Source organism: Streptomyces sp. NPDC003077, from assembly GCF_040611095.1.
In the GTDB taxonomy this organism is placed as follows: Bacteria; Actinomycetota; Actinomycetes; order Streptomycetales; family Streptomycetaceae; genus Streptomyces.
In genome coordinates this window covers 13,349-37,671 of the sequence record NZ_JBEXNM010000042.1, presented here as the reverse complement: position 1 = coordinate 37,671, position 24,323 = coordinate 13,349, and the positions used below count along the sequence as shown (strand labels likewise).

The window sequence follows — 24,323 nt, the reverse complement described above, 5'->3', positions numbered from 1 at the left end:
GTTACGAGGCCACCGCGCCGGACGTGTGTGTACGGAACCCGGTTCCCACTATGTGGGGACCGGGTTCCGGCGTTGGTGGGGGTGTGCGCGGGCGGGCTCGCAGGGCGAGTGAGCGGATTTCCGGGCCAGGGGGTGCGGTGCGTCCGTCTCGCTCAAGCCGAGTGGTCCAGTTCCTCGCGGTGCACCGGATGGGCGAAGGGGAGGCCCCGGGTGTAGCGGGTGATTTCGTCCAGGGCGTGGTCGGCCATGCGGTGGAGTTCGGTGCCGAGGGAGCCGGCGATGTGGGGGGTGAGCAGGACGTTCGGGAGGTCGTAGAGAGGGGAGTCCGGGGGCGGGCACGGGGGGTCGGTGACGTCGAGGACGGCGTGGAGGCGGCCGGAGACGAGTTCGGGGAGGAGGGCGGTCTCGTCCACGAGGGAGCCGCGGGCCGTGTTGATCAGCGTTGCGCCGTCCGGCATGAGGGAGAGGCGGCGGGCGTCCAGCAGGTGGCGGGTGGCGGGGAGCTCGGGGGCGTGGACGGTGACGGTGTCGGAGGACGCGCAGAGCTCGTCCAGGGAGACGGGGCGGGCGCCCAGGCGGGTGGCCTCGGCGGCGTCGACGTACGGGTCGTGGAGCAGAACCTCCAGGTCGAAGGGCTGGAGGAGCGCGATGACGCGGCGGCCGATGTGGGAGGCGCCGATGACGCCGACGGTGCGGTGGTAGTTGCCGGCGTCGTCCGGTTCGCCGCGCCAGTCGTGCGGGGCGCGCCGGGTGCGGTAACGGTGCGCTGCGCGGAGGACGCGTTTGTGGGCGAACAGGATCGCGGCGAGGGTGAACTCGGCGACCGGCTGGGCGTTGGCCGCGGCGGCCGAGGAGACGGTGATGCCGCGCGCCCAGCACGCGTCCGTCACATGTCCCTTGACGGAACCCGCGGCGTGGACGACGGCGCGGAGGCGGGGGGCCGCGGCCAGTACCCGTTCGGTCAGGGGAGGAGCGTCCCAGCAGGTGAGGAGGAGTTCCGCAGCGGCGAGCGCGGCGGCGACCTCGGGGGAGGGGGCGGGGAGTTCGTGGGCGACCAGGTGGGGGTTGGTGCGGGTCAGCGAGGTCAGGCGGGCCCGGTGGCGGTCGTGGAGCAGGCGGTCGGCGATGCCGGGGCCCATGGCGAGCAGGAGGGTGGGGCGGGGTGGGGGTGTGGTGGGGGCTGGTGCTGGGCCGGGGTTGGGGTTGGGAGTGGTGGGCTCGGGGGCGTTGTCAGTGGTGTGGGGCATGGTGGGTGGCGGAGGTCCTTTCCGCGGGGGAGCAAGGGGGATGGGCGTGGTCGGAGCTTCGTTTCAACGTAGTTCCCTGTACCGGCGTTTATGTCCCACTGTGCCCCCTCGTCACAGTGGCAACTGCCGTGACAGCCTCGGTCCGTACCGTCCTCCATCGCCCCGCCCTCCTCCGCACCGGGCAACCGGACACGCGGGGATGTGCGGAGGCGTCGAAGTCCGCAGGGGAAGTTTGATGAACGATTCGGCACAGCGACCCTCTTCCTCCGTCCCGTCCGCCTCGTCGGTCTCCTTATCGTCCGCCTCATCGGCCTCCATGGCGCCGCGCGTGGCGGGAGGTGACGCTTCCGGTGCCTCATCCGTGCCCTTCCCGCTGCCGCCCGAGGACCGCGAGCTCAGCCCGTACACCGGGTGGACCCGCGCGCACTGGGAGGCGGCGGCCGACGGCCTGCTGGACGCGGTCGCGCCGTACGCCAGTGAGCGGGGCGGGTTGATCAATCTGCCCGGGCACCGTGCCAGTTGGTCCGGGGCGCGGTCGGACGGCCTGGAGGGGTACGCGCGGACGTTCCTGGCCGCGGCGTTCCGGGTCGCGGGCAGCGGTGGGGAGGACCCGCACGGATACCTGCCCCGGTACGCGCGCGGGCTCGCCGCGGGGACCGAGCACCCGGTCGACCTCCGCGAAGCCGACGGCGGGCACCCCGACTCCTGGCCCCTGATGGCCGGCACCCAGCAGGCGGTCGTGGAGTCCGCCTCGGTCGCCCTGGGGCTGCGGCTGACCCGGCCCTGGCTGTGGGACACCCTGGACGAGGGGGTGCGCGCCCGCGTCGTGGAGTGGCTGCTGCCCGCGCTCGGCCCGTCCCCGATGGACAACAACTGGTGGCTGTTCGGCCTCACCGTGGGCGGCTTCCTGCTCGACGCGGGCATCGAGACGACGCGCGCGCAGGCCGCCGTCGACCGGGCGCTGACCCGCATCGACGAGTGGTACCGGGGCGACGGCTGGTACAGCGACGGCGCCAACCGGTCCTTCGACCACTACAACGGCTGGGCGCTGCACTTCTACCCCGTCCTGCACGCGCACCTCTCGGGGGACCGCGCGCTGCTGGCCACCTACGGGGAGCGGCTGCACGCCCAACTCGACGGTCTGACGCGGACGTTCGACGCGAACGGCGCGCCGATGCCCTTCGGGCGCTCGCTCACGTACCGGTTCGCCGCCACCGCCGCTCCGTGGCTCGGCGCGCTGACCGGTCACACGCCGCTCGCCCCGGGCGCCACCCGGCGGCTCGCGTCCGGCGCGCTGCGGCACTTCCTGGACCGGGGTGCCGTGGGGCGGGACGGGCTGCTCTCCCTGGGCTGGTACGGCCCCTACGGGCCGATCCTCCAGGGGTACTCGGGGCCCGCCTCCCCCTACTGGGCGTCCAAGGGGTTCGTCGGACTCCTGGTGCCCGCGACGCATCCGGTGTGGAACGAGCCGGAGGAGGCGCTGCCCGCGGAGACGGCGGACGCCGTCACGGCGCTGGGGACGACGGGGATGCTCGTCCACTCCACCGCGGCGGACGGCCTCGTGCGGTTGCACAACCACGGCAGCAACGCGCCCTGGGACCTGCCGGACCCGTACTACGGGCGCTTCGCCTACTCCACGCGGACGGGCCCCGTGGCGACCCCGCGCCCGACCGGTCTCCTGCACCCTGACGACCTCGACTGGCTGGTGGGGGAGGAGGGGGCCGGTGCTTCCGACCACGCGCCCGTTTCCGGCCCCGCCGTCGATTCCTTTCCGGACAACCACTTCGGCCTGCTGGTCGGGGACGGTGCGCAGGGTCCGGACGAGGGGACGGACGGCGACCATGCGAAGGGTGGCGCGGCCGACGGCCCGGCCTGGACCGTTCGCGGTCCCGCCGAGCCGCTCGGCCACGGCCCCGGGTGGGCCGCCTCCGCGCACACGCCCCGGCGTTCGGACGGGGAGCCGCTCGCCGGCGTGCGCGTCCTCTCCGTCACGGTGGCGCACGGGCGCGCCGAACTCCGCGCCCACCTGGTGACCGGGGCCGCGCTCGGCACGCCCGTACGCCAGAGCGGCTGGGCCGTCACCGAGGGCGGGCTCACCGCGCAACTCCACCCGGTGCGCGGTTACACCGGGGACGCGCGCCACCTGGAGGCGGGCCGCACGCCCTTTGGGGCGCGTTCTCGTATGGCGTGTCTGGACGGGGCCGTCGGTGCGGCGGAGGGGGCGCTTTTCCTGTCGCTGGCCTCGCTCACCGCGGAGGACGCGCCGGTGGCCGTGCGGGCGCTGGCCGATGTGGAGGTCACCGGCTCGGGCGTCACCGGCTCGGACATACGGGTCACCTGGCAGGACGGGACCGGGCATGTCCTGACCCTCGGCCCGGAACGCGTCGCGGTGCGGGTGCTGCCCTGAGGCGTCGCTTATGTGGGACCGGTCGGCTCCCCATGTTGGGGGGCCGACCGGTCGGTCCGTTCCTGGGAACGTGGGTCGCTTCGGGGTGTGGGTGGCGGGTGGTTTTGGGGTGCCGGTGAACGCCGGGGGCGTTGTCCTCAAGCGCCGGACGGGCTGGATGTGCGGGCTGCGTCCGGCTGTCGTCGTGTTCCCTGTTTCGGTTCCCTGCTTCGGCTCGTGGTTGTGTTTCGTCTGCGAGGTGATGTGGGTGTCGGTGGGCGCCGGGGGCGTTGTCCTCAAGCGCCGGACGGGCTGGATGTGCGGGCTGCGCCCGTCCGTCGCCGTTCCCTGCTTGCGCCCGCCCGTACTTGTGTTCCGTCTGCGACGTGGCGTGGGTGCCGGTGAACGCCGGGGGCGTTGTCCTCAAGCGCCGGACGGGCTGGAAATGTGAGCGCGCCCGCCCGTCATCCTCGACCCACAGCCGCCACCGCCGCCCCGCCCCCGTCACTCCCGCCCCGCGCCCCCTACTTGGGCCCGTACTTGCGTCCCGTGCGCGACGTGACGCCGCCCAGGACGTTGCGCGGGACCAGCTTTGCCACGCTTGTCAGTGTCTTGTAGCGCGGGTCGGGGATGGAGAGGGACTTGCCGCGGGCGAGGTCCTTCATTGCGGCGTCCACCAGTTTGTCGGCGTCCAGCCACATCCAGGAGGGGATGTTGTCCGTGCCCATCCCGGCCCGCTGGTGGAACTCCGTGCGGACGAAGCCGGGGCACAGCGCCATCAGCCGGACGCCGCTGCCGGCGAGGTCCCGGGCCGCGCCCTGCGTGAACTGCACGACCCACGCCTTGCTCGCCCCGTATGTGCCGCGCGGGACGAAGGCCGCCACCGAGGCGACGTTGATCACGGCGCCGCGCCGCCGGTCCCGCATGCCCTTGACGGCCTCCGTGGTCAGCCGCAGCACCGCCTCGCAGTGCACCTTGAGCATGGCCAGTTCGTCGGCCATCGGGACGTCCAGGTACTCGCCCTTGTTGCCGAACCCGGCGTTGTTCACCAGCAGGTCCACCGGGTGCTCGCGGTCCGCGAGCCGGGCCTCGACGGCCGCGATCCCCTCTTCGGTGGCCAGGTCGGCGACGAGGGTCGTGGCCTCGATGCCGTGCCGGTCGTGCAGTTCGGTCGCGCTCTCGCGCAGCCGGTCCTTGTTCCGGGCCACCAGCACCACGTCGTGGCCGCCGCGCGCCAGCCGCCGGGCGAACGCCGCCCCGATACCCGCCGTCGCTCCCGTAATCAGTGCAGTCGTCATACGGGCACGCTATCCGTACCTCCATCCGAGTGGTCACCCGCGGGCCCGCCGGCTTCGGGCGGGCGCCGCGGGCGCCCCTCGGTCAACTGCCGTCGGAGTCCACGTACTTCCGCGCTCTCTCCAGCAGCTCGGGGTGCAGCGCGTCCCCCGCCGCCAGCACCCGGGGCAGCAGCGAGCGTTCGGTGGTCGACGCCCGGAACGCGAGCGCGATGTCCACCTCGTGCGCCGGGCGGTGCACGACCTCGATGGCGTCACCGGCCTGGATCTCGCCCGGTTCGATCACCCGCAGGTACGCGCCGGGCACCCCGGCCTCCGTGAAGCGCTTGACCCAGCGCGGCTCGCCGAGCCGGCCCTGGAACGTCTGGCACGGGATGCGCGGCGAGGTGACCTCCAAGATCGCCCGCGCGCCGATCCGCCAGCGTTCGCCGATCCGGGCGCCGCTCACGTCCAGTCCGCGGGTGGTGAGGTTCTCGCCGAAGCAGCCGTTCGGCAGTTCCCGGCCCAGCTCGCGTTCCCAGTCGTCCAGGTCCTCCCGGGCGTAGGCGTACACCGCCTGATCGTCGCCCCCGTGGTGCCGGGGGTTGCCCACCGTGTCGCCCGCCACGCCGCTGCGGCCGATCCCCTTGGGGCCGGGCGCCGCCACGGCGACGGGTCCCGTCACGGGCCGCTTGTCTATCGCCGTCCGGCCGTCCGCGGCGTCGGTGTGCTCCGAGGGCCGCAGGCGGCCGGCGTTCACTGCCAGTAGAACCGTCATGCCAGGACGCTAGGACACTGTGACCAAAGCGTCGATCGGTTAAATACCGGCTGCCCCCAAGCACCGCTTATGCTCGAAGCATGATCGAGGCCCGCCACCTGCGCGTGCTGCGCGCCGTCGCCCGGACCGGTTCCTACTCCGCCGCCGCACGGGAACTGGGCTGCACCCAGCCCGCCGTCAGCCAGCAGATGAAGGCCCTGGAGCAGTCGGCGGGCACCCCCCTGCTCGTCCGGACGGGCCGCGAGACGCGTCTGACGCAGGCCGGGGACGCGCTGCTGCGGCACGCCGTCGGCATCCTGGCGGGGCTCACCGCCGCCGAGGAGGAGGTCGCCGCCATCGCCGGGCTGCGGGCCGGCCGGGTGCGCCTGGTGTCCTTCCCGTCCGGCAGCTCGCAACTCGTCCCCACCGCGCTCGCCGCGATGCGCGCGGCGCACCCGGGCACGCGGGTGTCCCTGGTGGAGGCCGAGCCGCCGCGCTCGGTGGAGATGCTGCGCAACGGCGACTGTGAGATCGCGGTCGCCTTCCGCTACCCCGACGTACGGGGCGCCGACCCGGCCGCCGAGGCCGAGTGGGACGACCTGGTCGTCCGCCCTCTTCTGGCGGACCGGCTGGTGGGACTCGTTCCCGAAGGCCACCGGCTGGCGGACGCGGCCAAGGCCGACATCGCCGAGCTGGCCGACGAACCGTGGATCGCGGGCTGCCCCCGCTGCCGCCGGCACCTGGTGGAGGTCTGCGAGAACGCCGGGTTCACCCCGCGCATCGACTTCGCCACCGACGACTACCCCGCGGTGATCGGCCTGGTCGGCGCGGGTCTCGGGGTCGCGGCGCTGCCCGAGCTGACGCTGGAGTCCGTACGCGCCAAGGGGGCGGTGGCGATCACGATGGAGCCCGCCGTGCAGCGGGAGATCGTCGCGCTGACGCTGCCGGACCTGGCGCGGGTGCCCGCGGTGGAGGCGATGCTCGACCACCTCGCGGAGGCGGCCCGCCGCTGACCGCCCGAGGGGGCGCGGGTGCCGGCTTTTCCCTCCTGGTGACGCTGACGAGCGTGCGGGGGAGCCTCCCCGCCTCCTCATGACGCTGACGAGCGCGCGGATGCCGCCTTCCCGCGCCCGGTGACGCCGACGAGCGCGCGCCTACCTAGGTACGTCCGACGGGCGTGCGGGCAACCACCGCCGACGGACGTGCGGGCGCCCGCGTCTTCTTCGGCAGGCCGTCCGCGGAGCCCCGACCCCGCGTCTCCCTCGAAAGCCCCTCGCCGGAGCCCCGCCTCCGCGTCTCCTCCGGAAGCTCCGTACCGAAGCTCCGATCCCGCGTCCCCTCACGCCGACGCGGCCTCCGGTCCCCGGCCCGCGCCCGCCGGTACCAGACGGTGACGGGCCCGGCCCATCAGTTCCTCGCGTTCGTCCTCGGTCAGGCCGCCCCACACCCCGTAAGGCTCGCGGACCGCCAGCGCGTGCGCGGCGCACTGGGCCCGCACGGGGCACCGCATGCACACCTCTTTCGCCGAGGTCTCGCGCGCGCTTCGGGCCGCCCCGCGTTCGCCCTCCGGATGGAAGAAGAGCGAACTGTCCACACCGCGGCAGGCGGCGAGCAACTGCCAGTCCCACAGATCTGCGTTCGGGCCCGGAAGGCGGGAGAAATCTGCCATTACTAGTCCCCTCAAGCGGTGCTGTATAGGGCTCGGTGCTCACGACCGTACATCTACTGTCGAAGTAGATGTAAATATGACTCATTGCGAATCTAGCCATAGACACCATGAAAAAGAAAGAAAAGCCACCAAATAGGGCATAGCTTCGACAGGTGGGGTCGAGTCGCCACCCTGTCTTCTGCGTGTTCGCGCCCTCACGTAGAGTGTCGAAAGCGGCTGCCCGACCCGTAACTCTTTCGAGTGACCATCGTTGAGAGTGCGGAGGCGGTTGGTGGAGCAGTCCTCGGGCAGGTGTCCGAGGCCGTCAATCGCTCAGGTGACGATACGTACCAGCCTGGAGGCTCAAGGTGACGCGCATCAGCTGCGGAGGACGGCCATGACATCCGTCCTCGTCTGTGACGACTCCCCGCTTGCCCGAGAGGCGCTCCGCCGCGCGGTCGCGACCGTGCCCGGTGTGGAGCGTGTGACGACGGCGGCCAACGGCGAGGAAGTCCTCCGCCGCTGGGGTGCCGATCGGTCCGACCTGATTTTGATGGACGTACGGATGCCCGGGCTCGGCGGAGTGGAGACGGTGCGCCGGCTGCTGTCCGCCGACCCTGGGGCCCGGATCATCATGCTCACGGTCGCCGAGGATCTGGACGGGGTCGCGCTGGCGGTCGCCGCCGGCGCCCGCGGCTACCTGCACAAGGACGCCTCGCGCGCGGAGCTGCGGGCCACGGTCACCCAGGCGCTCGCGGACCCGACGTGGCGGCTGGCGCCGCGCCGACTGCGGTCCGCCGAGATGGGCGCCGCGCCGACGCTCACCGCGCGGGAGATCCAGGTGCTGGAGGGCATGAGCCACGGCCGCTCCAACGCGGAGATCGGCCGCGAGCTGTTCCTGTCCGAGGACACGGTCAAGACCCACGCCCGGCGCCTGTTCAAGAAGCTGGGCGCGTCCGACCGGGCACACGCCGTGGCGCTGGGTTTCCGCTGGGGCCTGGTCCGCTAGATGTGCCGGTCCGCCGCCCCTCCCGCGCAGCGCGGCCCGGTCCGGGCGTCCGTCGGACCCCTGGACCGTTCCCGCGGGGCCGCCGCGGGGAGGGCGTCCCGCCGTGCGGCCGGGCGCGGCCCCGGGCCGCCCGCCGGGCGCCGCCGCCCTCGTCCCGGAAGAGGTGGCGGGGCTTACAGCGGAGCCGTACCGGACTGCCGTGAGTGCTGGTGGGGCGGGGTGTCGCGCCGTCCCGCCGGTCCCGTGACGGGTGGGGCACGGGAGTGTCCGGCAGCCTCTCGCGTGCAGCGGCTCATCAATTCGTCCGCCGGTGCCGCATCCTTGACGTATGGAGTTCCTCGGGGACGGGCCGGTCGGGCGCGAGGGGAGGGCGCAGGAGATGACAGCCGGCGCACCTGCCGCGCATAACGCTTCCATGCACAAGTGCGCACCTGATGCCGCGGATCGCGGCGTGCCAAGGCACCATGGACCGATGCGCGATGACGGGACACAGGGGATCGGCGGTCTCGTCGCACGAGCCGTCGAAGGCGACCGGCGGGCCACGCACGACCTGCTGGCCCACGTCCACCCGCTGGCCCTGCGCTACTGCCGTACGCGGCTGTCGCGGCTGCCCGGCGACGCGCGGCACTTCGTCGAAGACCTGGCGCAGGAGGTCTGCGTGGCGGTGCTGTGCGCGCTGCCCCGCTACCGGGACACCGGGAAGCCCTTCGAGGCGTTCGTCTTCGCCATCGCCGCCCACAAGGTCGCCGACCTCCAGCGGGCCGCGATGCGCGGGCCCGGCAGTACCGCCGTGCCCTCGGACGAGATGCCCGAGCAGCCGGACGACTCGCTGGGCCCGGAGGAGCGGGCGCTGCTGAGCAGCGACGCCGCGTGGGCCAAGAAGCTTCTCGCGAGCCTGCCGGAGAACCAGCGCGAGCTGGTGCTGCTGCGGGTCGCGGTGGGCCTGACCGCCGAGGAGACCGGCCAGATGCTGGGCATGTCGCCGGGCGCTGTACGGGTCGCTCAGCACCGGGCGCTGAGCAGGCTGCGGGCCCTGGCCGAGCAGTGAGGCGGGCGGTGCGCGGGTGTTTCGCCGGGTTCGTCAGTGAGGACCGGGCGAGGACCGGGTGAGGGCCGGTCGTGTGTCCGGTCCTCGGCCTCTGTTTCTTCGGCGCCCGCTTCTGCGGCCCGTTGACGGCCTTGCGACCGGATGTTCGTAAGAAAGATCGCATGTCCGTAGGAACGTACGAGTGACGAGACCCTCATCGGCCGTGGAATCAGACACTCCCACAGGCCGTTAGCATGGGAGTCCGCGCTGAGGCAAGAGCATTGGGGAAGAAGTCATGACTGACAACGTCGACGGTATGCCCGCCAAATTCGCGATGCTGGGCCTGACCTACGACGACGTCCTGCTGCTGCCCGGCGCGTCGGAGGTGCTGCCCAACGCCGTGAGCACCGCGTCCCGGGTGTCGCGGAACGTGCGGGTGAACATCCCGCTGCTGTCCGCGGCCATGGACAAGGTCACCGAGTCCCGGATGGCCATCGCCATGGCGCGTCAGGGCGGCGTCGGCGTGCTGCACCGCAACCTCTCCATCGAGGACCAGGCCAACCAGGTCGACCTGGTCAAGCGGTCGGAGTCCGGCATGGTGACCGACCCGATCACGGTCCGGCCGGAGGCCACGCTCAACGAGGCGGACGCGCTGTGCGCGAAGTTCCGGATCAGCGGTGTGCCGGTGACCGACGCGGCGGGCAAGCTGCTGGGCATCGTCACCAACCGTGACATGGCCTTCGAGATGGACCGCACCCGTCAGGTCCGCGAGGTCATGACGCCGATGCCGCTGGTGACCGGCACGGTCGGGATCTCCGGCGAGGACGCGATGGCGCTGCTGCGCCGCCACAAGATCGAGAAGCTGCCGCTGGTCGACGACGCGGGCGTGCTCAAGGGCCTGATCACCGTCAAGGACTTCGTCAAGGCCGAGCAGTACCCGAACGCCGCCAAGGACGCCGAGGGCCGCCTGATCGTCGGTGCCGCGGTGGGCGTGGGCGCCGAGGCGTACGAGCGGGCGCAGGCGCTGGTGGAGGCCGGGGCCGACTTCCTGGTCGTGGACAGCGCGCACGGCCACAGCCGGGGCATCCTCGACATGATCGCCAAGGTCAAGTCCAACATCGCGGTCGACGTGGTCGGCGGCAACGTCGCCACCCGTGACGGCGCCCAGGCGCTGATCGACGCGGGCGCGGACGGCATCAAGGTCGGTGTCGGCCCGGGCTCGATCTGCACCACCCGCGTGGTCGCCGGCGTCGGCGTTCCGCAGGTCACCGCGATCTACGAGGCGGCGCAGGCGGCGCACGCGGCCGGGGTGCCGCTGATCGGTGACGGCGGCCTCCAGTACTCCGGCGACATCGCCAAGGCCATCGCGGCCGGCGCGGACACCGTCATGCTGGGCTCGCTGCTGGCCGGCTGCGAGGAGTCGCCGGGCGAGATGGTCTTCATCAACGGCAAGCAGTTCAAGTCCTACCGGGGCATGGGCTCGCTGGGCGCGATGCAGTCCCGCGGCCAGGCGAAGTCGTTCTCGAAGGACCGTTACTTCCAGGACAACGTGCTCTCCGAGGACAAGCTCGTCCCCGAGGGCATCGAGGGCCAGGTGCCCTACCGCGGCCCGCTCGGCTCGGTGGCCCACCAGCTCGTCGGCGGCCTGCGCGCCTCCATGGGCTACGTCGGCTCGGCCGACATCCAGGAGCTCAAGGAGAAGGGCCGTTTCGTCCGGATCACGGCGGCGGGCCTCAAGGAGAGCCACCCGCACGACATCCAGATGACCACCGAGGCCCCGAACTACTCGCGCCGGTGAGACGCCGCCGCAGGTAGGCCGGCCGGCACTGCTCGGCAGGTCGGTCACCGACCGCCCGGCAGGCAGGTCATCGACCGTTCAACGGAAGCCCGCGACCGTGAGGCCGCGGGCTTCCGCGTGTCGGGGATACTGGAAACGCAGACGTAGAGGGAAAGGCCACACCAGTGACTGAGATCGAGATCGGGCGCGGCAAGCGCGGACGACGGGCGTACGCGTTCGACGACATCGCCGTCGTACCGAGCCGCCGCACCCGCGACCCGAAGGAGGTCTCGATCGCCTGGCAGATCGACGCCTACCGCTTCGACCTGCCGTTCCTGGCGGCGCCCATGGACTCGGTCGTCTCCCCGCAGACCGCCATCCGCATCGGCGAGCTGGGCGGCCTGGGCGTCCTCAACCTTGAGGGCCTGTGGACCCGGTACGAGGACCCGGAGCCGCTGCTCGCGGAGATCGCGGAGCTGGACGGCGCCGCCGCCACCAAGCGCATGCAGGAGATCTACGCCGCGCCGATCAAGGAAGAGCTGATCGGCCAGCGCATCAAGGAGGTGCGCGACGCGGGCGTCGTCACCGCCGCCGCGCTCTCCCCGCAGCGCACCGCCCAGTTCTCCAAGGCGGTCGTGGACGCGGGCGTGGACATCTTCGTCATCCGCGGCACCACCGTCTCCGCCGAGCACGTCTCGTCGGCCGCCGAGCCGCTGAACCTGAAGCAGTTCATCTACGAGCTCGACGTCCCCGTCATCGTCGGCGGCTGCGCCACCTACACCGCCGCGCTGCACCTGATGCGGACCGGCGCGGCGGGCGTCCTCGTCGGCTTCGGCGGCGGCGCCGCGCACACCACGCGTAACGTGCTGGGCATCCAGGTCCCGATGGCCACCGCGGTGGCCGACGTCGCCGCCGCGCGCCGGGACTACATGGACGAGTCCGGCGGCCGGTACGTGCACGTCATCGCCGACGGCGGCGTGGGCTGGTCCGGCGACCTGCCCAAGGCCATCGCCTGCGGCGCGGACGCCGTCATGATGGGCTCCCCGCTGGCCCGCGCCACCGACGCGCCCGGCCGCGGCCACCACTGGGGCATGGAGGCCGTCCACGAGGACGTGCCGCGCGGCAAGCGGGTGGACCTGGGCATGGTCGGCACCACGGAGGAGATCCTGTGCGGCCCGTCCACGCGCCCTGACGGCTCCATGAACTTCTTCGGCGCCCTGCGCCGCGCGATGGCCACGACCGGCTACTCGGAGCTCAAGGAGTTCCAGCGGGTCGAGGTGACGGTGGCGCCGCGGGCGTAAGCCTTCGGGCGAAGCTGGTACGGCAGACCGCCGGAACCGGTCGCCGGGCGCCCTCTCCGCTCCCCTTGTGGGGGCGGGGAGGGCGCCTTTTCGCGTACGGGGCGCCTCCCCTCACAGCCGGTACGCCGCCCCTGTAGGCGTCGCCCCCCGGCAGTCCAGGAGGAGCTGGGCCTTTACGGCCAGGCCCTGGAGGTCGTAGACGCGGTGGTGCTGGAGGAGGACGGTGAGGTCGGCGGCCTGGGTGGCTTCGGGGAGGGAGTCGGCGCGGGGGACGGGGCGGTCCAGGACCTGCCATTGGGGGACGTAGGGGTCGTGGTAGGTGAGGTGGGCGCCCAGTTGGAGGAGGCGGGCGGCGATGTCGGGGGCGGGGGAGCCGGTGCGGTCGGCGACGTCGGGTTTGTAGGTGACGCCGAGGAGGAGGACGCGGGCGCCGCGGGCCGACTTGCCGTGTTCGTTGAGCAGGGCCGCGCAGCGGTGGGTGACGTAGCGCGGCATGCGGGTGTTGACCTCCTGGGCCAGCTCCACCATGCGCAGCGGGTAGCCGAGTGAGCGGCCCTTGTAGGAGAAGTAGTTCGGGTCGATGGGCGCGGCGTGGCCGCCGACGCCGGGGCCGGGGCGGAAGGCCTGGAAGCCGAAGGGTTTGGTCTCGGCGCAGCGGATGACGTCCCACAGGTCGACGCCGATGTCGTGGCAGAGCACCGCCATCTCGTTCATGAGGGCGATGTTGACGTGCCGGTAGTTGGTCTCCAGGAGCTTGGCGGTCTCGGCCTCGCGGGTGCCTCGGGCGCGGACGACCTTGTCGGTGAGGCGCCCGTAGAAGGTGGCGGCGGCTTCGGTGCAGGCGGGGGTGAGGCCGCCGATGACCTTGGGGGTGTTCCCGAAGCGGTGGACGCGGTTGCCCGGGTCGTGGCGGGTGGGCGAGCAGGCCAGGTGGAAGTCGCGGCCGGCGGTGAGGCCGGAGCCCGCTTCGAGGAGGGGGCGCAGGAATTCCTCGGTGGTGCCGGGGTAGGCGGCGGACTCCAGGATGACCGTGGTGTGCGGGCGCAGCCGCGCGGCGAGCGCGCGGGCGGCGTCGGCGACGGCGGAGAGGTCCAGGGCGCGGTCCTCGCCGAGCGGGGTGGGCGCGCAGATCACCGCCGTGCGGACGCGGCCGAGGGCGGCGGGGTCGGCCGTGACGCGGAAGCCGGCGGAGTGCATCCGGCGGAGTTCGGTGGCGGTCAGCGGTCCGTCGGCGCCTGTCGGGGCGGCCGTGCGGCCCTCGGGGTCGTACGCGCGTGCCTCGGGGTCGTAGCAGAGCGTGGTGATGCCGGCGGTGGTGGCCGCCTGGGCGAGGGGGAGGGCGAGGTGGCCCGGTCCGATGACGGCGAGATCTGTGGGCATGGCGGGCGGCCGTCCTTCCCGAGCGGTTCCGGCTGGTGCATAAGTAGACTAAGCGGACATGTGATCCAAAATGAACATTTCTGGATCAAGAGGCTGGGGTGTTGGCGGCGCGAGCGGAAACCGGTGGGCGGCGCGCGGAGCGGGGAAAAGTACGACAACCAGGGTGTGGCCCCGATCACAGCGGGAGGCAGTAGTGAGGACAGCGACACTGGGACCGGCCCAGCGCGCCGAGGCGCTCGCCCGGATGGCCGAACGCGAGCTGGACGTGTTGGTGGTCGGCGGCGGCGTCGTCGGCGCCGGCACCGCGCTCGACGCGGCCACCCGGGGCCTGGCCACCGGACTCGTCGAGGCCCGGGACTGGGCCTCGGGCACCTCCAGCCGGTCCAGCAAGCTCATCCACGGCGGGCTGCGCTACCTGGAGATGCTGGACTTCGCGCTCGTGCGGGAGGCGCTGAAGGAACGCGGGCTGCTGCTGGCGCGGCTGGCGCCGCACCTGGTCAGGCCGGTGCCGTTCCTGTACCCGCTGACCCACAAGGGCTGGGAACGCTGGTACGCCGGGTCGGGCGTGGCGCTCTACGACGGGATGGCGTTCTCGTCCGGGCACGGCCGGGGCCTGCCGATGCACCGGCACCTGAGCCACCGCCGCGCGCTGCGGGTGGCGCCCTGCCTGAAGAAGGACGCGCTGGTCGGTGCCCTCCAGTACTACGACGCCCAGATGGACGACGCCCGGTACGTCGCCACTCTGGTGCGCACCGCCTCCGCGTACGGCGCCGAGGCCGCCAACCGCGCCCGCGTCATCGGGTTCCTGAGGGAGGGCGAGCGGGTGGTCGGCGCCCGGGTGCAGGACGTCGAGGCGGGCGGCGAGTACGAGATCCGCGCCCGGCAGATCGTCAACGCGACCGGCGTGTGGACGGACGACACCCAGGCGCTGATCGGCGAACGCGGACAGTTCCACGTACGGGCCTCCAAGGGCATCCACCTGGTGGTGCCCAAGGACCGCATCCACTCCACGACCGGGCTGATCCTCCGTACGGAGAAGAGCGTGCTGTTCGTGATCCCCTGGGGACGGCACTGGATCGTGGGGACCACGGACACCGACTGGGACCTGGACAAGGCGCACCCCGCCGCGTCCAGCGCGGACATCGACTACCTGCTGGAGCACGTCAACTCCGTCCTCGCGGTGCCGCTGACCCGCGATGACGTGGAGGGCGTGTACGCGGGGCTGCGCCCGCTGCTGGCCGGCGAGTCGGACGCGACGAGCAAGCTCTCGCGCGAGCACACCGTCGCGCACCCGGTGCCGGGGCTGGTGGTGGTGGCCGGCGGCAAGTACACGACGTACCGGGTGATGGCCAAGGACGCCGTGGACGAGGCGGTGCACGGGCTGGACCAGCGGGTCGCCGACTGCGTCACCGAGGACATCCCGCTCGTCGGCGCCGAGGGCTACAAGGCCATGTGGAACGCCCGGGCCCGGATCGCGGCGGACACCGGACTGCACGTCGCCCGCGTCGAGCACCTGCTGAACCGTTACGGCTCGCTGGCCGAGGAGGTGCTCCAGATGATCGTCACCGACCCGGCGCTGGGCGCCCCCCTGCCCGCCGCCGACGACTACCTCAAGGCCGAGGTGGTCTACGCGTGCAGCCACGAGGGGGCGCGGCACCTGGACGACGTCCTCACCCGGCGCACCCGCATCTCCATCGAGACCTTCGACCGCGGCACGCGCAGCGCCCGGGAGGTGGCCACTCTGATGGCCCCCGCGCTGGGCTGGGACGCGTCACAGATCGACAAGGAGGTCGAGCACTACGAGAAGCGGGTGGAGGCGGAACGGGAGTCGCAGCGCCAGCCGGACGATCTGACGGCGGACGCGGCGCGGTTGGGGGCGCCGGATATCGCGCCGTTGTTGTAGGCCGTTTCTGGGGGCCTGTGCTGCGGGCTTGTGCTGCGGTCTCCTCTTTAGGGCCCTGGTGGTTTCCAGGGCCCTTCTGGGTGGCCCATTCTGTAGGGCTCTTCCGTAGGGCCTTGTGGCGCGGTCTTGTGTGGCGGTCCTGCGGCGCCTCAAGGCCGTCTGCCGCAGAACTCCGCCGTCAGGGCGTCCGTGTCCGCGCCGGGGGACGGGGTGTCGAGGGTGTCCGTGTTGATGCGGAGGGTCAGGACGTGGCGGCCGTCGCGGGTGGCGGCGGTGCGGGCGGAGGAGCCGTTGATCTCGCCGTTGTGGCCCCAGACCGTGATGCCGCAGGGCAGGTCGGTGGGGTACAGGCCGGGGGCGTACGAGGGAGGGGCGGCCTCGCCGTACACGGGAGAGGCGGCCGGGCCGATTCTCGTCTGACGGCGCGGGAGCAGTCGGCCGCTCAGCAGGGCGGTGAAGAAGCGGTTCAGGTCGTCCAGGGTGGTGACCATCTCGCCCGCGGCACCGGCCCGGCTGGGGTTGAGGGCGGTGCTGTCCACGCGGTGCGCGCCCAGGACGGAGTACGCGCGGCCGTGCGGGGCGGGGAGGGCGGACGAGGTCCCGGGGAAGCTGGTGCCGGTGAGGTGGAGGGGGACGAGGACGCGGCGGCGGATCTCGCGTGCGTAGGGGTGACCGGTGAGCCGTTCGATGAGCAGGCCCAGCAGCAGGTAGTTGGTGTTGGAGTAGGCGTAGCGGGTGCCGGGCGTGGCCACGGGGCGGTGGCGGAGGGCGACGCGCAGCAGGGCGGCGGGGGTGTGGGTGTCGTAGCGGTGCGCGGCGAAGCCGGGGCCCCGGAGCGCGCGGGCGAGGTGGGCGTCGCGGGTGTAGTCGAACAGGCCGCTGGTGTGGCCGAGCAGCTGACGGGTCGTGACGCGGGCGAGCCGGGCGGCGCCGTGGGGGCCGATGGCGTGTGCCGTGCCGGGCAGGTACCGGGTGACGCCCGCGTCCAGGGAGAGCCGGTGTTCGGCGGCGAGCTGGAGGACGACGGCCGCCACGAACGGCTTGGTGAGGCTGCCCGCCCGGAAGCGGTCGGCGCGCCGCATGGGGCGGCCGGTGCGCAGGTCGGCGACCCCGGCGGCGGCGAAGCGGGCCGGGCCGCCCTCGTCGGTGGCGAGCGCGGCGGCGCCGGGCGCCCCGTCGGCGACGAGTCGGCGCAGCGCCCGGGCGGTCCCGGCCGGGGACGGGGCCCGGGGCGGCCGGTCGGCGACGGGGTGCCCTAGGGGCGGTCGGTCGGCGACGGGGTGCCCTAGGGGCGGTCGGCCGGGCGTGTCGCGTCCCCAAGGTGGCCCTCCGGGAGCGCCGTGCCCTAGGGACGGCCGGTCGGGCGTGTCGCGTCCCCAAGGCGGCCCTCCGGGAGCGCCGTGCCCCAGGGGCGGTCGGCCGGTCGCGTAGGGGCGTTCTGGGGGCGCGCCGAGGGCCGGAAGGGTGCGTTCCGGCAGGGGCGGGGTGCAGGAGGCGAGGGTGAGGAAGGCGGGGAGTATCGCGGTGAACACCGTCATGAGCGCATAGCGGGCGGAACGTCCGGTAGGCCGCGACGCACGGCGCGACATCCTGCGCATCGTCATCAGGACTCCCGTCTCTTTACGTCATCATGACGGGTAAGCAGACGCCGCCGGGTCCTGGCGCCCGGCTCCGGAGGGGCTCGGACCCGGGCCTTCCCCATGGCCGCGGATGAGAGAGAATGAAGGCTCTGCCAGGGTGGGTTGTCCGAGTTGGGCCAGTTTGGCAATCGACGAAAACGCGCGATGCCAACTCGGCTGGATTGCAGAGGGGATTCAGTGGGCGACGAGGTCGAGATGGACGGCAAGGAGGGCAGGCTGCTCGCCGGCCGGTACCGGCTCGCCGATGTTCTCGGCCGGGGCGGCATGGGCACGGTCTGGCGCGCACGCGACGAGGTTCTGGGCCGCACGGTCGCGGTCAAGGAGCTGCGGTTCCCGGGCGGCGTGGAGGAGGACGAGAAGCGCCGGCTGATCACCCGTACGCTGCGTGAGGCCAAGGCCATCGCCCGTATCCGCAACAACGGCGCCGTGACCGTCTACGACGTGGTCGACGAGGACGACCGCCCGTGGATCGTCATGGAGCTGATCGAAGGCCGCTCGCTGGCCGAGGTCGTCCGGGACGACGGCCCCCTGACGCCGCGTCGCGCGGCGGAGGTCGGCCTCGCCGTGCTCGATGTGCTGCGCGCCGCCCACCGCGAGGGCATCCTGCACCGCGACGTGAAGCCGTCCAACGTCCTGATCTCCGACGACGGCCGGGTTGTGCTGACCGACTTCGGTATCGCCCAGGTCGAGGGCGACCCCTCTGTGACCTCGACCGGCATGTTGGTCGGCGCCCCCTCCTACATCTCCCCCGAGCGGGCGCGCGGGCAGCGCCCCGGCCCGCCCGCCGACCTGTGGTCGCTCGGCGGCCTGCTGTACGCCGCGGTGGAGGGCAGCCCCCCGTACGACAAGGGTTCGGCCATCGCGACGCTCACGGCGGTGATGACCGAGCCGGTGGAGAAGCCCAAGCGCGCCGGGGCCCTGGAGGAGGTCATCTACGGCCTCCTGGTGAAGGACCCGGCGGCGCGGCTGGACGACGCCGGGGCGCGGGCGCTGCTGACGGAGGCGATCCACGCCCCGGAGGTGCCCGCTCCCGACGCGACGCGGGCCATGGCGCTGCCCACCCTCCCGGAGGAGCGGCCCACCTCCTCGAAGCGCGCCCCCGGGCAGCGGTCCGCGCCGGCCCCCGCCGCGTCCCGTACGAAGGCCCCGCAGCCCGTGGCGAAGACCCGCGAGGAGACGAGGCCGACCGCCGCGGTGGCGGGCAGGCCCGCGGCCAAGGCGTCCGGGACCGCGGTGGCGGGCCGCCCGGACACCGGCTCCGGCCGGCCCGGCTTCGACGCCGACGCGGCCAAGGAGAAGGTGCGCGGCGCGCTCCGCTCCGTACGGGGCGCGGCGGCCACCACGGCGCCGGGGAGCCGGCCGGACGGCGACGACACCGGGAACCGTCCGCCCGCGCCGCCACGCGCGTCGGTGACCGACGTGGTGCCGCGCCGGACGCTCGTCATCACGGCGGTGGTCGTGGTCCTCGCGGTCCTGGGCACGGTGCTGGCGGTCGCGCTCAGCAACCAGGGCGACGAGAAGGCCGACCCGAAGAAGCCCGGCAAGGCCGCGTCCGCCCCGGCCGCCAAGGACGCGACCGAGGACACGGCGAAGAGCGCCCCGCAGCAGTCGCCCGCCGGCGACAAGAACGCGGACGCCAAGGGTGGGGACGAGGACAAGGCGAAGGACGACAAGGGCGACAAGAAGGACGACGGCAAGGACGGGGCCGACAAGGCCAAGGACCTGCCGGACGGCTACGCCGAGGTGTCGAACGACCGCTTCCACTTCACCGTCGCGATGCCCGACGACTGGAAGCAGACCAAGACCGCGGGCCGCGGCTCCGGCGCTATCTACAGCGCCGACGGAGGCTTCCCGCGCCTCCAGATCGACTACAACTCCCAGCCCGGCGAGGACGCCGCCGCGGCCTGGCGGCAGCAGGAGTCGGCGGTGCGCGGCGCCAGCACCGGCTACGACCGGATCGACATCAAGTCGATCGAATGGCGTGGTTATCCGACCGTCGCCGACTGGTCGTTCACCCGCGAGCAGGGTGGCGAAACGGTACGGGTCCTCAACCGCGGGTTCCGGGCGGACGACGATCACGGGTACGCGATAATGATCAGCTGCCCGGAGGACGAGTGGGACGACACGGAGTGCCGTCAGCTTCGGGACACGGCGTTCGAGTCTTTCGCGATCAAGGACTGAGGTTGGCGTTACCCGGGGGTGCCGCGGGGAGGGGCTGAGGTCTTCGGGGCCGGGGCCGGCGTCGTTCGTGGCTGGCGTCGGCTGGGGGCTTCGGGCCGGGGCCGGCGTCGTTCGTGGCTGGCGTCGGCTGGGGGCTTCGGGCCCGGGCCGCCGTCGTTCGTGGCTGGTGTGGGCTGGGGTTGCCGGGCCGGTGGCGTCCGTGCGGGATGCGTCCGGACGCCCGGGGAGGGCGCGTCGCATCGCGTCCCGGGTGGCGTGCGGGTGGCTCGGAGCCGGGGGCGATGGCCGATACCCGCCGGGACTGTTGGGCCGAGCGCTCCTCAACCGGCCTCCTGGGCACGTATGGTGAGACCCCGAAGACCGTACGCAGCCGGAAACCGCAATAACGCGATCGAATGTGACAGTGGGGCGGAGCGCCGCTGCACAGAGTCGGTCAGGCGGGCGGGCTCGGGCGCTTGGGGTTTGGGGAGGCGTCGTGGACGAGTACGCGGGGCGGGTCCTCGCCGAGCGCTACCGCCTGCCGATGCCGCCCTCGGACGAGTACGACCTCGTCGAGACGCGGGCCTTCGACACCTACAGCGGCCAGGAGGTGCTGGTCCGCCAGGTCCCGCTGCCCGAGGTCGTGGACGCCGAGGTGCTGGACGCGGGGTCCGGTCCGGGGGCGCCTGGTGGGGGTGCGCCGGGCGCGGAGTTCCGTGGCGGGGCGGCGGGCGGTACCGGTATCGGGCGGGGTGCGCGGGCGTATGGGCGCGCGGGGGGCGGCGCTGGTGCGGCGGGGGGCGCTCGCGCGACGGGGGGCGCTCGCGCGGCGGGTGTGGCCGATCGGAGTCCCCGCGATCCGGTCGTACGGCGCGCCCTGGAGGCCGCCACCGCCGCCGCGCGGCTCCCCGATCACCCGTTGCTCGACCAGGTCTACGACGTCTTCGCCCAGGACGGCAGCCTGTGGGTGGTGAGCGAGCTGATCGCCGCCCGCCCGCTGGCCGCCCTCCTCGCCGAACGGTCGCTGACCCCGCACCGGGCGGCGGAGATCGCCGCCGACATCCTGACGGCCCTGCGCGCCCTGCACGCCCACGGCTGGACGCACCGCAACATCACCGTGCACACGGTCATGGTCTGCGCGGACGGCCGCGCCGTCCTCACCGGACTGGCCGTGGGGGCGGCCCAGGAGGCGCTGTGCGGGTACGACCCGGTGCCGGTGGGGAGTCGGTCGCCGGGCGGAGAGAGCGCGTCGGCGGAGGGCGGGCCGGAGGCGGGCGGTGCTGGCGGGCCGGTGCCGGGTGGGACGGGTGTGACGGGGGCGGCGGACGAGGCCGGTGAGGGCGGAGTCGCGGTCGGGCGTGCGCCGGGCGAGCGGGCCGGGGCCGGTTCTCCGTACGGGCCTTCGGAACGTCAGGGTGGTGATCCGGAGCAGGACGCGCGGAAGGCGCGGGCCGGTGCCATCGCGGCCTACCGCGCGGGCGCGCGGGCGGCGGCCCGGGCGAGCGTGGAAGCGGGAGGCGGCCGGGGTTCCCGCACAGGGGGCGGCCCGGCCTCTCGTACGGAAGGCGCCCCGTCGGCGTCCGGGCCGGGGGCGCCTGGTGGTGCGCGGCCGGGCGCAGCCGCTGGTGAAACGGTTGGTCAACGGGCCCCGGACGCGGCGGCCGACGGCTCGGAGGCCGTGGGGCCGGGCCGGGCGCAGGACGGGACGGACGCTGCCGTGGCGCGTCCGCGGTCCCGGGCGGAGGCGGACGGGCAGAGGTTCAGCCCGTATCGGGACCACATCGACGCGGGGCGTGGGGGCACGGGGGAGCGCGCCGGGTCCACGGGTGTGGTGGCGGACGGTGGTGCCGGGGGGCTTGCTGGAGAGTCGGACGGTCACGCGGGTTTCGGTTTCGGTTCCGATGCCGGTGCCGGTGAGCGCGTCGGGAAGCCGGGCGATCACGCGGGCGGCGGGCAGGGGCCGAAGGCCCACCCCGCGGGCGCGGGCGTGCCACGTACGACTCCGGGCAGCGCCGCGCACGGCGGCATGACGGCGGGCAACCTCGCGCACGGCAGCGCCGCCCCGGGCGGCGTCGCGCACAGCAGCACCGCTCCGGGCAGCACCGCATACGGCAACCCCGCCCCGGGCGGCACCGCGCACGGCGGCACGGCAACGGGCAACCCCGCGCACGGCAACCCCGCCCCCGGCAGCGCCGTCTACGGGGGCAGCCTGCCGGGGCCGTTACCCAGGCCCGGAGGCGGCAAGGTGCCCGGCGCGATACCCGTGCCCCGCTCCACCCCACCCTCCGGCAACTCCCCATCGCTCACGAAGAACGCCCCTCCGGCGGGTCGACCGGCCACCCCTCCGCCCGGTCGACCGGCGGCCCCCGCGCCCGCCGCGTATGGCCGGCCCACCGCGGCCCTGGCGGCCGAGCGGGCGCGGCAGGTGCGGATCAACGTCATCGGCGCGGTCACCGAACGCTGGGCGCCCGAGCAGGCCGAGCCGGTCCACGCCCACTGGCAGTTGGCGCCGCCGGTGGGCCCGGCGACCGATCTGTGGGCGATCGGCGCGCTGCTGTTCCGCAGCGTGCAGGGGCACGCGCCGTTCCCTGAGGAGAGCGCCGCGGAGCTCGTCCAGTTGGTGTGCTCGCGGGCGCCCGCCGCCGCGGAGGACTGCGGGGCGCTGCGGCCCGTCGTCGAGTCGCTGATGCGGCAGGACCCCACCGACCGGCCGGACTTCGAGGAACTGCGCGGCTGGCTGCGTTCGCTGATCCGTACGGCGCCCGAGCCCGACCTCGGCGCCCGGCTCGTCACCGTGCCCGCCCTGGGGCGGAACGCCGACCCGAGGCGGCTGCCGATCGTGCGGCGCCGGGGCGAACTCGTCCGCAAGGGCCGCCACAAGAAGGGCCGCCGGCGCAAGAACGGTCCTTCCCGGCAGCAGGCCGCCCCGCCCCACCTCGTCCCGCCGCACCCCGTGCCGGCGGCGTCCGCGCGCCCGCTGCCGCCGCCGTACGAAACGCACGAGCACGGTGGCGCGGCGCCGGGCCCCCGGCCGGAGGCGACGCACGAGCACGGTGGCGTGGCGCCGAACCCCCGGCCGGAGGCGACGCGCCCGCCGGTGGCGCCCGAGCGTCCGGCCGGGGCGCCCCCGCGTGCCGGAGCGGCCGATCGCCCGGGCGGGGGCGTGGGCGGCGCCGCGCAGGACGGTTTCTCCCGGCCCGCCCCGCACGAAGGCGTCGGCGACCGGGGCGCTCCTCATGGCCCCGACGCCCATCACGGCCATGAGGCGCACCCCGCCCCCGACGCCCGGCGCGGCCCCGAGGCGTACAGCGATCCCGATCCTGCGACGTACGGCGACCCCGACACCCACCCCGAGAACGCCTCCTCCCGGACGGCCGCCTTCCGGACCGCCATGCTCCGCAAGCGCCCCGGCGACCAGCGACCCCGGCCGGGCACGGCAACGAGGAGGCCCAAGCCCCCAAAGACACGCAAGCCCTCCAAGCGCGACCGGGAGCCGACCACCGCGTTGGCGGAGGCCGTCCGCCCGGAACGCCCGGCGCGCCGTGCCCAACGGGGCACGCGGTCCCGCGAGCGCAACGCGCGCCACCTCGGCCGGTTGCTGGTGGGCCTGGTCATGCTGCTCCTCGTGGCGGCGGTGGCGTACGCGGTGCTGTTCATGCCCAAGGCCGGATCGGACGCGGCCGGTTCGGACCCGGCCGCGTCCGAGTCGTCCGGCGCGGAGGCGGCGGTGCGCGACATCCCGGCGCGCGTCGGGGCGACCCAGCCGGACGCCGACAGGGGAAGCCCGGACGAGGGGGAGGGGAGCGGCGCGTCCAGTCGTCGGCCGTCCTCAGGGGCGCGGCAGCCGCAGGGCACCACGCCCGCCGACCTCGCCGACGGGTTCGCGGTGCGCAAGGACCCGAAGGGCTTCCAGGTCGCGGTCCGCGAGGGCTGGGAGCGGCGGGGCGAGAACGAGCGCGGCCAGATCCGTTACCTCGGTGGCGACATCGAGCTGCTGATCGTCCCGGGCCGCGACACGACGGCTCGTTACGGTGCCGACCCGATGGCCTACCAGCAGGACAAGGAGGCGGAGCTGGCGCCGTACCGCGACTCCAGCTGGTCCTCGTCGTCCGGGCTGCGGCGTATCGACGTGGGGGCCACGGCCATGGCCGAGGGCACCTTCAACTGGCAGGACGGCAGCGGCCGACAGGTCTACGTCCGCAACCTGGCCATGATCCACAAGGGCCGCTACCACCTCGTCCAGGTCATCGGCCCGGACAACGACCGCCGCGAGGTGGACCGGATCTACGACCAGGCGACGGGGACCTATCGCCCCGGCGCCTGACCCCGAAGAGCCAGCCGACGACCGATGATCGGCCACCGATGACCGATGACCGACGACCGATGACCGGCCACGACGGCCGATGACCGATGACCGATGACCGGTACCCGATCCGGCACCCGGTTCGACGCCCGGCCCGGCGCCCCTGAACGCCCCCCCGGACCCGCACCGCCGACGCCCCACGGGCAGGACGCAACGCCCGGGCCGCGGACGACTGGACACCGGCCCGGGATTCACCTGGGAGGCCGATGCTTCCCCGGGGCCGGGGGCGGTCGGTCGCGTGGTGAGCGCGGCCGGGGCGGGCGGGGTGTCGGCGACAGGGCTGGTCGGCGGGGCGCGGGCGGTTTTCTCGTACGGTGATGGCACGGAGTGACGACCGGTGCGCGAACTGTCGGTCACCGCACACACAAGCGGTCACGGAGCGTCGGCACCGGACCGGGCCCGGAGGGCGGCTCGCGGACGACCGGAGCCGGGGCGCGGCTCCGGTACGCTC

15 protein-coding genes are annotated in these 24,323 nt (G+C 73.7%); 9 read left to right on the top strand and 6 right to left on the bottom strand.

The features are described 5' to 3' along the window. Window positions 1-152: 152 nt before the first annotated feature. On the bottom strand, window positions 153-1,139 hold the full coding sequence (locus ABZX96_RS24935) for a hydroxyacid dehydrogenase (RefSeq protein ID WP_355548536.1): 987 nt from the start codon (window positions 1,137-1,139) through the stop codon (window positions 153-155). Between the two features lie 424 nt (window positions 1,140-1,563). Here ABZX96_RS24935 and ABZX96_RS24930 point away from each other — a divergent pair, with 424 nt between their 5' ends. Then, window positions 1,564-3,654 carry a DUF2264 domain-containing protein gene (locus ABZX96_RS24930; protein WP_355548445.1) on the top strand — a complete coding sequence of 697 codons (2,091 nt, stop codon included), beginning with the start codon at window positions 1,564-1,566 and terminating at the stop codon, window positions 3,652-3,654. Between the two features lie 503 nt (window positions 3,655-4,157). Here ABZX96_RS24930 and ABZX96_RS24925 read toward each other — a convergent pair. Both ABZX96_RS24925 and ABZX96_RS24920 read right to left on the bottom strand, forming a co-directional pair. Continuing rightward, the gene (locus tag ABZX96_RS24925; protein WP_355548442.1) at window positions 4,158-4,931 is read right to left on the bottom strand and encodes an SDR family oxidoreductase; all 774 of its coding nucleotides are present in this window, start codon (window positions 4,929-4,931) and stop codon (window positions 4,158-4,160) included. A gap of 82 nt (window positions 4,932-5,013) precedes the next feature. Then, window positions 5,014-5,685, bottom strand: coding sequence for an MOSC domain-containing protein (locus ABZX96_RS24920; RefSeq protein WP_355548439.1), 672 nt, complete (start codon window positions 5,683-5,685; stop codon window positions 5,014-5,016). Window positions 5,686-5,765: 80 nt separating this feature from the next. Here ABZX96_RS24920 and ABZX96_RS24915 point away from each other — a divergent pair, with 80 nt between their 5' ends. Next, window positions 5,766-6,677, top strand: a complete 912-nt coding sequence (locus ABZX96_RS24915) for a LysR family transcriptional regulator (RefSeq protein ID WP_355548436.1) — start codon at window positions 5,766-5,768, stop codon at window positions 6,675-6,677. 326 nt (window positions 6,678-7,003) lie between these two features. On the opposite strand, the gene ABZX96_RS24910 is transcribed toward ABZX96_RS24915, so the two are convergent. Further along, the gene (locus tag ABZX96_RS24910) at window positions 7,004-7,333 is read right to left on the bottom strand and encodes a WhiB family transcriptional regulator (RefSeq protein WP_355548433.1); all 330 of its coding nucleotides are present in this window, start codon (window positions 7,331-7,333) and stop codon (window positions 7,004-7,006) included. Window positions 7,334-7,709: 376 nt separating this feature from the next. On the opposite strand from ABZX96_RS24910, the gene ABZX96_RS24905 reads away from it, so the two are divergent. The 4 genes from ABZX96_RS24905 to ABZX96_RS24890 all read left to right on the top strand — a co-directional run bounded on the left by ABZX96_RS24905 (window position 7,710) and on the right by ABZX96_RS24890 (window position 12,426). Continuing rightward, window positions 7,710-8,321, top strand: a complete 612-nt coding sequence (locus ABZX96_RS24905; protein ID WP_003948568.1) for a response regulator transcription factor — start codon at window positions 7,710-7,712, stop codon at window positions 8,319-8,321. A gap of 472 nt (window positions 8,322-8,793) precedes the next feature. Beyond that, entirely contained in the window at window positions 8,794-9,369 is a 576-nt protein-coding gene (locus ABZX96_RS24900; RefSeq protein ID WP_355548430.1) for a sigma-70 family RNA polymerase sigma factor, read from the top strand. A 274-nt stretch (window positions 9,370-9,643) separates the two neighbouring features. Continuing rightward, the gene (guaB, locus tag ABZX96_RS24895; protein WP_355548427.1) at window positions 9,644-11,146 is read left to right on the top strand and encodes an IMP dehydrogenase; all 1,503 of its coding nucleotides are present in this window, start codon (window positions 9,644-9,646) and stop codon (window positions 11,144-11,146) included. A 164-nt stretch (window positions 11,147-11,310) separates the two neighbouring features. Next, complete coding sequence (locus ABZX96_RS24890) at window positions 11,311-12,426, top strand: GuaB3 family IMP dehydrogenase-related protein (RefSeq protein ID WP_355548424.1); 1,116 nt, start codon at window positions 11,311-11,313, stop codon at window positions 12,424-12,426. 111 nt (window positions 12,427-12,537) lie between these two features. On the opposite strand, the gene ABZX96_RS24885 is transcribed toward ABZX96_RS24890, so the two are convergent. Then, a complete protein-coding gene (locus tag ABZX96_RS24885) occupies window positions 12,538-13,806 on the bottom strand; it encodes a nucleotide sugar dehydrogenase (RefSeq protein WP_355548421.1) in 1,269 nt (422 codons plus the stop codon). A 193-nt stretch (window positions 13,807-13,999) separates the two neighbouring features. On the opposite strand from ABZX96_RS24885, the gene ABZX96_RS24880 reads away from it, so the two are divergent. Further along, window positions 14,000-15,709 (top strand): glycerol-3-phosphate dehydrogenase/oxidase, encoded by a 1,710-nt coding sequence (locus ABZX96_RS24880; protein ID WP_355548418.1) that lies wholly within the window; start codon window positions 14,000-14,002, stop codon window positions 15,707-15,709. A 149-nt stretch (window positions 15,710-15,858) separates the two neighbouring features. Here ABZX96_RS24880 and ABZX96_RS24875 read toward each other — a convergent pair whose 3' ends face one another. Beyond that, window positions 15,859-17,247, bottom strand: coding sequence for a serine hydrolase (locus ABZX96_RS24875; protein WP_355548415.1), 1,389 nt, complete (start codon window positions 17,245-17,247; stop codon window positions 15,859-15,861). A gap of 297 nt (window positions 17,248-17,544) precedes the next feature. On the opposite strand from ABZX96_RS24875, the gene ABZX96_RS24870 reads away from it, so the two are divergent. Then, complete coding sequence (locus ABZX96_RS24870; protein WP_355548534.1) at window positions 17,545-19,530, top strand: protein kinase; 1,986 nt, start codon at window positions 17,545-17,547, stop codon at window positions 19,528-19,530. A gap of 475 nt (window positions 19,531-20,005) precedes the next feature. Then, window positions 20,006-23,833, top strand: coding sequence for a hypothetical protein (locus ABZX96_RS24865; protein ID WP_355548412.1), 3,828 nt, complete (start codon window positions 20,006-20,008; stop codon window positions 23,831-23,833). Window positions 23,834-24,323 lie beyond the last annotated feature (490 nt).

Excerpts from the sequence above, each read along its gene's own strand:
- ABZX96_RS24870 (WP_355548534.1), top strand. The coding sequence starts at position 17,545 with ATGGACGGCAAGGAGGGCAGGCTGCTCGCCGGCCGGTACCGGCTCGCC.
- ABZX96_RS24900 (WP_355548430.1), top strand. The coding sequence starts at position 8,794 with ATGCGCGATGACGGGACACAGGGGATCGGCGGTCTCGTCGCACGAGCC.
- ABZX96_RS24925 (WP_355548442.1), bottom strand. The coding sequence starts at position 4,931 with ATGACGACTGCACTGATTACGGGAGCGACGGCGGGTATCGGGGCGGCG.
- ABZX96_RS24935 (WP_355548536.1), bottom strand. The coding sequence starts at position 1,139 with ATGGGCCCCGGCATCGCCGACCGCCTGCTCCACGACCGCCACCGGGCC.
- ABZX96_RS24910 (WP_355548433.1), bottom strand. The coding sequence starts at position 7,333 with ATGGCAGATTTCTCCCGCCTTCCGGGCCCGAACGCAGATCTGTGGGAC.
- ABZX96_RS24905 (WP_003948568.1), top strand. The coding sequence starts at position 7,710 with ATGACATCCGTCCTCGTCTGTGACGACTCCCCGCTTGCCCGAGAGGCG.
- ABZX96_RS24875 (WP_355548415.1), bottom strand. The coding sequence starts at position 17,247 with ATGACGGTGTTCACCGCGATACTCCCCGCCTTCCTCACCCTCGCCTCC.
- ABZX96_RS24930 (WP_355548445.1), top strand. The coding sequence starts at position 1,564 with ATGGCGCCGCGCGTGGCGGGAGGTGACGCTTCCGGTGCCTCATCCGTG.
- ABZX96_RS24915 (WP_355548436.1), top strand. The coding sequence starts at position 5,766 with ATGATCGAGGCCCGCCACCTGCGCGTGCTGCGCGCCGTCGCCCGGACC.
- ABZX96_RS24920 (WP_355548439.1), bottom strand. The coding sequence starts at position 5,685 with ATGACGGTTCTACTGGCAGTGAACGCCGGCCGCCTGCGGCCCTCGGAG.
- ABZX96_RS24885 (WP_355548421.1), bottom strand. The coding sequence starts at position 13,806 with ATGCCCACAGATCTCGCCGTCATCGGACCGGGCCACCTCGCCCTCCCC.
- guaB (WP_355548427.1), top strand. The coding sequence starts at position 9,644 with ATGACTGACAACGTCGACGGTATGCCCGCCAAATTCGCGATGCTGGGC.